The sequence below is a fragment of the Bacteroides gallinaceum genome, from assembly GCF_030373775.1.
Taxonomy (GTDB): domain Bacteria; phylum Bacteroidota; class Bacteroidia; order Bacteroidales; family Bacteroidaceae; genus Phocaeicola; species Phocaeicola excrementipullorum.
Map to the genome: position 1 here is coordinate 24,812 of NZ_JAUDEN010000029.1, position 11,436 is coordinate 36,247.

An 11,436-nucleotide genomic window follows, 5' to 3' on the forward strand; every position below is an offset into this window, starting at 1 on the left:
TGGAGATATACATCTTTAATCTGGAGATACAGATCTTCAGGCAGAAGACTGACTCTTTTGCGCGAAGGCTTGGCTTTGCTTTTGCGTTTTCGTAATGAACCCTTGTCGGTAGTGCGGTTTGCCTGCGGAATGGCCTCCATGCGGCGAGTCGTTCCGCAGGCAACATGCGGCGTGCGGTTTCCGAACGGTTATTTTTCCTTTTCAATCTTCTCCAGTTCCATTTGTATGGCCCAGTCCGGTCCTTTCCGGAGCATCTGCACAGGACGTATCTTCTCTTGCAAGTACTGGAAGACAATAAAAAGCACCGGCACGAACATCAGCAGTGCCAGCGTGCCTGCCAGTATGCCTCCCACTACGCCAGAAGCCAGCGACCGGCAGCCGTTCGCTCCAACTCCGTGTGCTGTCATCAAAGGCAAAAGGCCGAATATCATGGCAAGCACGGTCATCAGTATGGGTCGCAGACGGTCTTTGGCAGCGATATAAGCAGCCTGTACCAGCGTCATTCCGGCCTGACGGCACTTGACAGCGTATTCCGTTTGCAGGATAGCGGTTTTGGCTAGCAGGCCGATGAGCATGATCAGTCCGGTCTGCATGTAGATATTGTTCTCGAGATCAAGGAGCTGTGCGAACAGGAAGCTGCCCGACAAACCGCATGGTACAGACAGCAGGATGGAGAAGGGGATGAGGAAACTCTCATACAGCGCGCACAGTATCAGATAGATCAGTATCAGGCAGATCGTGAATATGATGGGCACATTGTTCGTTGTCTGGCTTTCTTCACGCGATACTCCGCCGAATTCATAACCGTAATTGGCCGGCAATAGCTGTTCGGCTGTTTCGCGTACTGCCTTTAGCGCATCTCCTGAACTGTATCCGGAAGCCGGCGTTCCGTTGACGGGAATGGAACTGTAAAGGTTGAAGCGCGACATGTCCTGCGGCCCGTATGTCTTGGTCAGTTTGACAAACTGGGACAGCGGCGTCATTTCGTTCCCTGCACGGACATAGATATGGTTCAGCGATTCGGGAGTGACGCGGTAGTTTGGCGCTGCCTGTATCTGCACCCTGTACACCTTTGAGAAGCGGTTGAAGTTAGACACATAGCTTCCGCCATAATATCCCGACAAAGTTTCCAGAATTTCATTGGTCGAAATGCCGGCCCGTTCGCATTTGGCGGCATCGATGTCTACCCAATATTGCGGATAGTTTGTTTCAAAAGAAGAATAGGCCATTTCAATTTCCGGCCGTTGGTTCAAGGCCGCAACGAACCGGTCTGCCACCTGTTTGAAGTTGTCCAGGCTGCCCGACAGCTTGTCTTGCAGGTAAAGTTCAAATCCGCTTCCCATTCCGTAGCCCGGAATCATGGGCGGGGTCATGGCAAAGAGTGATGCGTCAGGCACCTGGGGAGCGAACGCATAGATCTGGTCAATGATTTCGCGTGCCGACTGTCCTTCTTCTTTCCGTTCGTTCCAATGTCTGAGCGAGATAAACCACATGCCCATTGACGGACCGGCTCCGTTGAAAGAATACCCCGCTACGTTGGCATGATAGCTTATGCCCGGAATTTGTGACAGATGGCTGTTTACCTCCTCCATGATGCGCTGGCTTTCTCTCATGGATGTGCCCGGCTTGGCATTCATGCTTATCATCACAGTGCCTGTGTCTTCATCGGGAATCAGCCCTGTCTTTGTGGTCCGCATCAGAAATGCAAGCAGCAGGATGGAGGCGAAGATCGTGCTCCACATCAGCCATTTCCGCTTGACGAAGAAGAGTACAGAGCGCATGTACCGTTCGGTCAGAACCTCGAACGACGCATTGAATGCCTTGCGGAACCGTGCGGCAAAGTTAGCCTTTGTATTTCCTTTTTCGTCCTTATACGGACGGAGCATCAGCGCGCAGAGTGCCGGTGAAAGCGTGAAGGCATTGACGGCCGAAATGCCGACAGCTACCGCCATCGTGATTCCGAATTGCTTGTAAAATTCTCCGGATGTCCCTCCCATCAGAGAAACGGGAATGAAAACGGCCATGAATATCAGCGTTGACGTGAGGATAGCCGACGATACGCCGCGCATGGCATCGTTGGCTGCCATATAGGAAGAATGATAGCCTGCATCGAACCGGGCCTGCACAGCTTCCACTACGATGATGGCATCGTCTACCACCGTGCCGATGGCAAGGACCAGTGCGAACAAGGTCAGCAGATTGACGGAGAATCCGGCGGCCGACATGAAGGCGAACGTGCCGACAATGGAAACCACGACTCCGATGGTGGGGATAAGTGTGGAGCGGATGTCTTGAAGGAATATGTAGACCACCATTATCACCAGCAGGATTGCCTCGAACAGGGTTTTCAGTACCACCTTGACCGAGGCTTTCAGAAAAAGGTTCGTATCGCTCAGCGTGACAAACTCCATCCCCTGCGGCAAGTCTTTGCCGATTTCTGCCAGTACCGCGTCTATCTCGTTGATGGTTTCCGAAGCGTTTGTTCCGGCTTTCTGGTAAACCATGGCCAAAGCCGCAGGCTTTCCGTTCATTCCGGTCGAATAGTTGTAGGCTTCGTCGCCCAGCCGTATGTCTGCCACTTCTTTCAGGCGGAGCACCTCTCCGTTTGGCAGGGAGCGGATGACCAGTTCGCTGAATTCTTCGGGTGTGGAATAGCGTCCCCTGTATTTCATCGTATACTGGTAGGCATTGTCATGGTTTTCGCCGAAAGCGCCAGTGGCGGCTTCGATATTCTGCTTCTCCAGCACCGCGGTGATATCGGAGGGGATGAGCTTGTATTGCGCCATCTTGTCCGGCTTCATCCAGATTCGCATGGCATAGTTGCTTCCAAACAGCATCATGTTGCCTACGCCGCCAATGCGCTTGATGCGCGGCTCTACGTTGATCTTCATGTAGTTGTTCAGAAACTGGAGGTCGTATTTGTCGTCGCGTGAATACAGGGCGAAGGTTTTCAGTTCGGCGTTCTGCTGCTTCATGGTGGTCACGCCTATCTTGGTCACTTCGGCTGGCAGCAGGCTCTGTGCAGTGGCAACTCGGTTCTGCACGTTCACGGCAGCCATGTCGGGGCTGCTTCCTTGCTTGAAGTAGATGTTTATCGTGGCATCGCCGTTGTTGGAGGCGGTAGACGTGATGTAGGTCATGTCTTCTACGCCGTTGATGGACTCCTCCAGCGGAATGATGACCGCTTTCTGCACCGTTTCTGCGTTGGCTCCGGGGTAGTTGGTGTATACTTGGATGGTGGGCGGTGCGATGTCGGGGTACTGTTCTACGGGGAGGTTGAAGATGGAGATGACTCCCATCAGCACAATTGCTACAGAAAGGACGGCTGAGAGCACCGGCCGGTCTGTGAAATATCTGAGATTCATATGTTTAATTTTCCGAAAGTCATTCTTCTTTTATGTTTATCTTCATCCCGTATGTTTATCTTCATCCCGTCGCGCAGCAGGCCCGCGCCTTCGGTTACAATTACATCTCCAGCCGAAAGTCCTGAACGGACAATGTAGAGTTTGCCGTCGTTCAGTTTCTCTACGGTCAGTTCTACGGACGAAATCGTTTTTTCTTTATGTCCGCTTTCCGACACTTTGTAAACCAGAATCTTGTCCTGCAATTCGGTTGTGGCTGTCTGGGGTATGACGATGACCTCCTCTTCTTTGTGCGGAATGATGACATTGCCGATTCCGCCGCTCAGCAGCAGTTTGCCGGTATTGGGAAAAACGCCGCATACAGACACGGTCCCTGTCTGCTTGTTGATGATGCCGCTGATGCTTCTGATGCGTCCCTTTTCCGGATACAGTGTGCCGTCGTTGAGTTGCAGGCCGATGGCGGGCATCTCGTTTATCGTTTTGTCTAAAGAGCCGTATCGGCGAAGCATGGAGCGCAGGCGGTTTTCGGTGAGCGAGAAATAGACATACGTTTCGCTGTTGTCTGAAACGGTAGTCAGCGGCTGAGGGATGGACGAGCTGACGAGTGCGCCTGTGCGGTAGGGCAATGTGCCCACCATGCCGTCCGACGGGCTTTTCACTTCAGTGTACGACAGGTTGTTGCGTGCGCTCTGTTCCAGTGCCTTCATCTGCTCAAGCATAGCTTCGGCTGCGTCCAGCGCATTTTTTGCGGTAGTCAGTTCGTATTCCGATATCACTTGCTTGTCGAACAGCACCTGTTTGCTCCGATATTCCAGCCGGGCGGTTCTGGCCTGTGCTTCGGCCGCATGTACATCTGCCACGGCTTTGTTCCATGTTGCGCGGTAAGGCACTTGGTCGATGACGAACAGCACTTGTCCTTTCCGCACCTGCTGTCCTTCTTTTACGCAGAGCCGGGTGATTGTGCCCGGCACTTGCGGATAGATGTCGATGTCCTGTCTTCCCTGTATGGAAGCGGAATAAGACTCTTCGATTTCGACAGATGTAGGCGAAAGAGTGGCCACTCTATATGCCGTGTACGTTTCGGCTTTTTTCTTGTCTTTGCAGGAAGCGAGGAGCATCACACATGCAACGGTGAAAACATACGTCGTTTTTCTGTTCATTCTGTAAGATGTATTAATGGTTGCTTTGATTTTGTTCTGTGCGGCTGGCCTTTTTGCCGGTACCGTTCTGTTTTTTTGCAAAGGAAAGGCTGGATGCTTCCTTTTGCAAGACCGGGAGGCTTGAAGCGGCAAAAAGTATTCTTGAGGCGCAGAATATCCTGCTTGGGCTGACAGTCATTTTCTCTTTTGCCGGGAGCGGACTCTTTTTGTCATGCTTTACCTGTCCAGCCACTCCTTCAGGGCCGTTGCCCGTTCGCGGCTTACAACAATTTCTTCGCCGGGATACTTTTTCAGATGCACTTTCAACCGGGAATTGAACCAGTTGTTTACGCTCAGTATGCTGTCTATACGGATGAGATACTGGCGGTTGACGCGGAAGAACTCATCGGGATTGAGCTGGCTTTCCAGTTCGTCCAATGAGTACGGCACGCTTTCTGCCGTGCCGTTTTTCATGTACAGGCGTGTGGCGCGTCCGTCCAGCGCAATGTGACTGATATCTTTCACCTGCACCGACACATAGCCGTCGCGGTATGGCAGCAAAAAACGTTCACGGTAGCGATAGTTGCTTCTCCGCATATATTCCAGCAGTTGGCGCAGCTCTTCTCCGCTGGCAGACGGTGCGGCGCATTGGCGGCGTACTTTATTGATGGCAGCAGCCAGTTCGTCACTCCTGACAGGCTTCAGCAGGTAGTCAAAGCTGTTGAACTTGAAAGCCTGTATTGCATATTCGTCGTATGCCGTGGTGAAAATGACGGGGGAAGCTGTGTCTGTCTGGCGCAAGGCATCGAAGCTCAGTCCGTCGGACAGGCGGATGTCTGCCAGTATCAGATCCGGTGCAGGGTGGGTGTGCAGCCATTCTACGGACTCTGCAATGCTTGCCAGCGGCCTTTCTATGCAGCAGGTTGTATCCAGTCTTTCCAGCAGTCTTCTCAGGCGGTTGAAATTCCTTTTTTCATCTTCTATAATCAATATGTTCATGGCGTTTCGTGTATGATGGGAAGTTTGACACAGTAAATGTTTTCTTGTTTTTCTATGAGCGGCTTTTCTTCGCATAGCAGGAAATAGCGTCCCACGATATTTTGCAGTCCTATTCCGGTTGATGCGAATTCGGATGCGATAGGGCGTAAGTCGTTCTCCACTGCGATATAGTTCTTCTCGCGGTAAATGTATATTTTCAGAGGCTGGACAGCCGATAGCTGGTTGTGTTTGATGGCATTCTCCACCAGCAGTTGCAGACAGACAGGAGGAATCAGCCCTTCCGACCGGCTTAGCGTTTCATCTAACGCAATGCAGACGGCATCTTCATATCTCATCTTTATCAGATAGATATACGACCGGAGAAAGGTGATCTCTTCTAGAATGCTCACGGTATTCCGTTTCAGATTCTGGACGACATAGCGATAGACATTCGACAGGTGTTCAAGAAACTTGTCGGCAGCCATCGGATTTTCCATGATCAGTTCGGAAAGGATGCTGAAGTTGTTGAACATGAAGTGCGGGTCTATCTGTGACTTCAAAATCTCCAGCTGCATTTGTGCCGCGTGTTCTTTTTCTTTCAGCAGCCTTATTTCAAGTTCTTTTCTCTGCTGTTCCGCCTGTATGACCGATTCCATGTAATGCGCGCCGGTGTAGAGGTATGATATGAAGGTGGCAATGACACTGATAGTGTATAGTCCTTGGTAGAAAAACGAATGGCTTTCTTCGCACAAAATTATTCCCAGCGTTGAAAAGCACCAGACCATCAGGTTGTTCATCAGAAGCAGAAGTAGGGCTTTGACGAACAGTCCGCAATAGGGCTTGCCTGTAAAGGAGATATACCGGAACAGCCATCTGCTGTAGAAAATGGAGAGTTCCACAAATACGAAGCTTGTCAGCAATGTACCGGCAATGTCAGCGACATAGCTTGCCAAAGACAGTCTGCCGCCCAGAAACAGTGCTGCATAGTTCCGGTCTGTCAGCATGGACAGAAAATAGGCAAGGAAGAATACGATGCCAGTCAGCGGCAGCCTGTTCTGTATGTTATCATATTTTATTCCGCTCATCTTTTTTTGTCTGCAAGATAAGCGTTTTTGCCGTCCCCGTCAAATGTCTGTTGCGTGAAGCCGCATAAATGGAGGGCGAAGCGCGAAAATCTGATGGCTAAAGGCGACGGGCGCAATCGTTTCAGACGGATGCCGGTACATTTCAGACCTGATTTTTTCTGTTTCGTGCAGAAAGCGTTTGGAGTCGTTTCCGCATTGCGCTAACTTTACAGCCGGATATAGCATATTGGTAACTTAGAGCTTATCGTACAAATGTACGGCGAACTCTTAAAATGAAAGAAATGACGAGTATATTTTTTCAAGCATTGGCAGAACCGGATTTTCATGATTTCCGGAATGAAGTTAAGGAGGTGTTTTCCATAGCAATCGCCGAGCACTTCGGTCTGTCCCGCGACGGGAACTTTTTCGAGGATGATGACATCGATGGAATGCTTCGTGACCCGAAGTCTGCCGTTTACGCCATTTACGTGGACGGCAGAAGAGCGGGAGGCGTTGCATTGCACATAGACCCCGAGAGCCTCCGCAATCGCATGGACTTGTTTTATTTTTATCCCGGCTTTCATAACCAAGGGCTGGGCGGACGCGTGTGGAAGATGATAGAGGAAATGTATCCGGAAACAGTCGTTTGGGAACTTTTTACACCCTACTTTGAAAAGCGCAACATCCATTTTTATGTGAACAAGTGCGGATTCCGCATTGTTGAGTTCTTTTGCAGACATCACGCAGATCCTGCGGTTAAACAACAGCCTGAGCCTTTTCATAATGAATATTTTAGATTTGAGAAGCAGATGAAGGTGTAAGCTGTTCTCTAGGACTGGCTTTTGAGGATGTTTTTTTATTTTTACGGGGATGGTAGCGTGATGTTGCCGGAACTTTCAGGCGGCCGTTTATTTTCAATCATCCTTCCGCAATCTGCTGAGTATCTCACTTTTTTGTATTATCTTTGCCCGTCAAAATAAAAAAGATTAGCGAATGAAATCAGACATAGAAATAGCTCGTAGCATTGAACTTGTGAAAATCAAGCAGATAGCGAGGGAGTATGGAATCCCGGTAGATGAAATATCAAATTACGGACGTTATATAGCAAAGGTTCCTGAAACGTTGATCGATGAGGAAAGGGTGAAAAACAGCAACCTGATACTTGTTACTGCAATTACGCCCACAAAAGCCGGTATCGGAAAGACGACCGTATCTATCGGCCTGGCTCTGGGGTTGAACAAGATCGGAAAGAAAGCTGTATGTGCGCTTCGTGAACCGTCGCTCGGTCCGTGCTTCGGCATGAAGGGCGGAGCTGCCGGCGGAGGATATGCGCAGGTGCTTCCGATGGATAAGATCAACCTGCACTTTACGGGAGATTTTCATGCGATAACATCTGCTCACAACATGATTGCTGCATTGCTTGACAATTACATGTATCAGAACAAGGACAATGGCTTTGCGCTGAAGGATGTGCTGTGGAACCGTGTGCTTGATGTGAACGACCGCGGCCTGCGATACATCGTTACAGGACTGGGAGGCAAGTCGAACGGCATCACGCGCGAGTCGAGCTTCGACATTACTCCTGCATCGGAGATAATGGCTATCTTGTGCCTTGCCAAGGATGAAAACGACCTGCGCCGCCGCATCGAGAATATTCTTTTGGGATTTACCGTTGACAACAAGCCGTTCACGGTGAAAGATCTGGGCGTTGCCGGCGCTATCACCGTGTTGCTGAAGGACGCTCTTTCGCCCAATCTGGTGCAGACAACGGAACATACTCCGGCTTTCGTGCACGGAGGTCCGTTTGCGAACATTGCACATGGCTGCAACTCCGTTCTTGCCACAAAGCTGGCCATGACATTCGGCGATTATGCCGTGACAGAAGCGGGCTTCGGCGCGGATCTGGGTGCCGAGAAGTTTTACAACATCAAATGCCGCAAGGCGGGACTTCAGCCTAAACTGACGGTGATTGTGGCTACAGCTCAAGGACTGAAGATGCATGGCGGAGTAGAGGTTGACAAAATCAAGGAACCGAATATGGATGGCTTGAAGCAGGGAGTCAGAAATCTTGACAAGCACATTGAGAACCTGCGCTCTTTTGGCCAGACGGTGGTTGTCGCATTCAACCGCTATGCAAACGATGCGGACGAGGAACTGGATTTTGTCCGCCGCCATTGCGAGGAAATGGGCGTGGGCTTTGCCGTCAACAATGCTTTCCTTGAAGGCGGTGAAGGTGCGGTTGAGCTGGCAAACCTGGTGGTGGATACAATTGAGAACAATCCGTCGAATCCTCTGGAATATACTTATAATGAGGATGATTCTGTGGAAGAAAAGGTTGAGAAGGTGGCATCCCGACTTTATGGTGCAAAGCAAGTTCTCTTTGCTCCTGCCGCACAGAAGAAGCTGCGCATGATCAAGGAACTGGGGTATACCCGCTTCCCGATCTGCATAGCCAAAACACAGTATTCGTTCTCGAACGACCCGAAACTTTACGGTGTAGCAAAGGATTTCAATTTCGGCGTGCGTGACATTGTGATCAATGCGGGTGCCGAGATGCTGGTTATCGTTGCAGGTGAAATCATGCGTATGCCGGGTCTTCCCAAAGAACCTCAGGCTTTGCATATTGATATCGTGAACGGAGAAATCGAAGGCTTGTCCTGATTCTGAGGGTGAAGCAGAAAGTCAGGCCGTTAAAGCATAGAAAAGGTTCATGAAATCGCAGTTCCTTTTGAGTCCATTGGTTTCCGACGGCGGCAAAAGCTTGCTGTCGCTGGGACTTATGCGTGCACTCCGACGGCAGGGGATGAAAGTGCAGCCGTTCAGCTGCGGCCCGGATCTGGCAGATAAGGCGGCCCATGAAGTGGCGACCGGTTGTGCTTCCGTTAATCTGGATGCATGGTATGCTTCACGCGGACATATCCAGTATTTGTATAACACGTACGGAGAACAGGCTGATGTCTGTGTCGTTGACAACTCGGCAGGACTGTTTGACGGTTTCCGCAAGTGGCAGGGGAGTGGAGCTGATATTGCGCAGGCTCTTTCTGTGCCCGTAATTTTGCTGGCAAACGCCCGGTCATCGACTTATTCGCTGGCCCCTATGTTGTTCGGCTTCAAGCGTTTCAGACAGAATGTCCGTATAGCGGGCGTAATCTTCTACCATGTGTTTTCGCCTGCTCAGTACGGCTTCTTGCGCGAAGTGTGCGCTGATGCGGGGATGGAATGTCTGGGGTATCTTCCGTATGACGAGTCTTTGCGGATGCCTGCCAAATATTCTACCTTGACTTCGGCTGTGAAGGCGGAACTCGACGGGCAGATACAGAAGGCTGCGGACCTGATGAGGGATACACTTGATCTTGACAAGCTTCTGAATCTGACGACACGCATATTTCCTTGTGCCTATAGCTTGCCTTACACTTCTGAAATGGAGCCGAGGCCTCAGACGCTCGAAAGGAAATGGCGCATAGCTGTTGCCTCTGACCCGGCTTTTCATTTTATCTACCAGGAGAATCTGAGCTATCTTAAAGAGGTGGGCAGCGTAAGCTTCTTCAGCCCTGTTTATGGAAACGATATCCCGGAAGCGGACCTGATTTATCTGCCCGGAGGCTTTCCCGAACTGTTCGCCCGCCAGCTTCACCGCTGGAAACGTCAGCTTCAGCAGTTGCGCGAGTTCGGCGAGGATGGGGGCAAGATCCTTGCAGAAGGTGGAGGCATTGCGTTGCTGTCGCGCACCCTGACCGCCCGACCGGGAGGTACTGCCTATCAGATGGCAGGACTGCTTCCCTTTGAGGCGGCTGTAAGGGAACAGCGGCTTTATGCCGGATACCGGAAAGCTGATGTGGACGGCCATTCTCTCAAGGGTTACGAATACCGTTATTTTGATGTGGCGCTGCAGCAGGATCCTCACCTGCGGGTGATTGCGATGGCTAACTTGAAGGGGCAGAACGCTCCTTCCTCTTTTGTCTGCAGATACAAGAATACCATAGCGGTTACTGCTCATTGCTGCTGGGGGCAGTCGGGAATAACAGACTGGTGGTGATGAGTCGAGTGCTTCTTGTCAGAGGAGTTTGTTGACTGCAAAGTATTTCCACAGGGGGGCTGCCATCAGTGACTGTTTGATCTGGTCTGTCAGCAGGAGTGTCCTTACTTCCCCCAAAGTCAGCAGTTCGATGCTGATGTCTTCTGTCGCTTCCGGATGCCGGTCGCCGACAGGTTCCACTTCTGTAGCCAGAAAGCAATGGCAGATGTTACTTGTCGTGCTGGTATTTGCTGAAATGCTCATCCAGAAAGTCCAGTTTCCTCCGCCATATCCCGTTTCTTCGTGCAATTCACGCTTAATGGATTCCAAAGGAGTTTCGTTGGCTTCACATACTCCCGCACAGATTTCATAGCAGGTCAGTTGAATGCCATGGCGGTACTGCCGTTCCATGAGGAAACGCCCGTCTTTTGTTATTGCGATTACATTCACCCAGTCTGGGTATTCCAGTATATAGTATTCTTTGTTTTCCACTCCCGTAGGCAGCAGTACGTGATCTTTCCGTGCAGTCAGCCACGGCCGTTTGATCAGATATTCACTTTCAAGTATAGTCCATTTTCTGTCCTGATTGTTTTCCTTTAGCATAGAATATAGTTTTAAGCGTTTCTTTTTTTTGAGGAAATGGGATTTCCTTCTCCAAAAATAGGATTTTCTTTGCATGCTCGATTTTTTTTAAGACTAAAAATTGTTTATTTCTAAAATTAGGCTTACATTTGCACTACCAAAAAATGCGGCAGTAGCTCAGTTGGTAGAGCATCAGCTTCCCAAGCTGAGGGTCACGGGTTCGAGTCCCGCTTGCCGCTCCTAGGTAGGGAGGGATTTCAGCAATGATTTCTCTCCTTTTTGCTTAGGTGACTATA

General features: G+C 50.4%; 8 protein-coding genes and 1 tRNA gene. 4 read left to right on the top strand and 5 right to left on the bottom strand.

The window, feature by feature from the left end; all coding sequences use genetic code 11:
* Nucleotides 1-188: 188 nt before the first annotated feature.
* The 4 genes from QUW60_RS12925 to QUW60_RS12940 form a co-directional block, all read right to left on the bottom strand.
* Complete coding sequence (locus QUW60_RS12925; RefSeq protein ID WP_289560958.1) at nucleotides 189-3,365, bottom strand: efflux RND transporter permease subunit; 3,177 nt, start codon at nucleotides 3,363-3,365, stop codon at nucleotides 189-191.
* A complete protein-coding gene (locus QUW60_RS12930; protein ID WP_289560960.1) occupies nucleotides 3,362-4,522 on the bottom strand; it encodes an efflux RND transporter periplasmic adaptor subunit in 1,161 nt (386 codons plus the stop codon). The genes QUW60_RS12925 and QUW60_RS12930 overlap by 4 nt, the downstream gene beginning before the upstream one ends.
* Nucleotides 4,523-4,738: 216 nt before the next feature.
* Entirely contained in the window at nucleotides 4,739-5,500 is a 762-nt protein-coding gene (locus tag QUW60_RS12935) for a LytR/AlgR family response regulator transcription factor (RefSeq protein WP_289560962.1), read from the bottom strand.
* Nucleotides 5,497-6,564 carry a sensor histidine kinase gene (locus QUW60_RS12940; RefSeq protein ID WP_289560964.1) on the bottom strand — a complete coding sequence of 356 codons (1,068 nt, stop codon included), beginning with the start codon at nucleotides 6,562-6,564 and terminating at the stop codon, nucleotides 5,497-5,499. The genes QUW60_RS12935 and QUW60_RS12940 overlap by 4 nt, the downstream gene beginning before the upstream one ends.
* Before the next feature lie 281 nt (nucleotides 6,565-6,845).
* Here QUW60_RS12940 and QUW60_RS12945 point away from each other — a divergent pair, with 281 nt between their 5' ends.
* The 3 genes from QUW60_RS12945 (at nucleotide 6,846) to QUW60_RS12955 (ending at nucleotide 10,579) form a co-directional block, all read left to right on the top strand.
* Nucleotides 6,846-7,364: a GNAT family N-acetyltransferase gene (locus QUW60_RS12945; protein WP_289560966.1), complete on the top strand. Its 519-nt coding sequence runs from the start codon at nucleotides 6,846-6,848 to the stop codon at nucleotides 7,362-7,364.
* Nucleotides 7,365-7,536: 172 nt separating this feature from the next.
* Nucleotides 7,537-9,204 (top strand): formate--tetrahydrofolate ligase, encoded by a 1,668-nt coding sequence (locus QUW60_RS12950; RefSeq protein WP_289560968.1) that lies wholly within the window; start codon nucleotides 7,537-7,539, stop codon nucleotides 9,202-9,204.
* 49 nt (nucleotides 9,205-9,253) lie between these two features.
* Complete coding sequence (locus tag QUW60_RS12955) at nucleotides 9,254-10,579, top strand: cobyrinic acid a,c-diamide synthase CobB (protein WP_289560970.1); 1,326 nt, start codon at nucleotides 9,254-9,256, stop codon at nucleotides 10,577-10,579.
* A gap of 18 nt (nucleotides 10,580-10,597) precedes the next feature.
* Here QUW60_RS12955 and QUW60_RS12960 read toward each other — a convergent pair whose 3' ends face one another.
* A complete protein-coding gene (locus tag QUW60_RS12960) occupies nucleotides 10,598-11,161 on the bottom strand; it encodes an NUDIX hydrolase (protein WP_258339285.1) in 564 nt (187 codons plus the stop codon).
* A gap of 145 nt (nucleotides 11,162-11,306) precedes the next feature.
* Here QUW60_RS12960 and QUW60_RS12965 point away from each other — a divergent pair.
* Nucleotides 11,307-11,379: transfer RNA gene (locus QUW60_RS12965), tRNA-Gly, on the top strand.
* Nucleotides 11,380-11,436 lie beyond the last annotated feature (57 nt).

What these genes read in the sequence shown, in the direction of transcription:
- QUW60_RS12925 (WP_289560958.1), bottom strand. Translation starts at nt 3,365, where the DNA reads ATGAATCTCAGATATTTCACAGACCGGCCGGTGCTCTCAGCCGTCCTT.
- QUW60_RS12930 (WP_289560960.1), bottom strand. Translation starts at nt 4,522, where the DNA reads ATGAACAGAAAAACGACGTATGTTTTCACCGTTGCATGTGTGATGCTC.
- QUW60_RS12935 (WP_289560962.1), bottom strand. Translation starts at nt 5,500, where the DNA reads ATGAACATATTGATTATAGAAGATGAAAAAAGGAATTTCAACCGCCTG.
- QUW60_RS12940 (WP_289560964.1), bottom strand. Translation starts at nt 6,564, where the DNA reads ATGAGCGGAATAAAATATGATAACATACAGAACAGGCTGCCGCTGACT.
- QUW60_RS12945 (WP_289560966.1), top strand. Translation starts at nt 6,846, where the DNA reads ATGACGAGTATATTTTTTCAAGCATTGGCAGAACCGGATTTTCATGAT.
- QUW60_RS12950 (WP_289560968.1), top strand. Translation starts at nt 7,537, where the DNA reads ATGAAATCAGACATAGAAATAGCTCGTAGCATTGAACTTGTGAAAATC.
- QUW60_RS12955 (WP_289560970.1), top strand. Translation starts at nt 9,254, where the DNA reads ATGAAATCGCAGTTCCTTTTGAGTCCATTGGTTTCCGACGGCGGCAAA.
- QUW60_RS12960 (WP_258339285.1), bottom strand. Translation starts at nt 11,161, where the DNA reads ATGCTAAAGGAAAACAATCAGGACAGAAAATGGACTATACTTGAAAGT.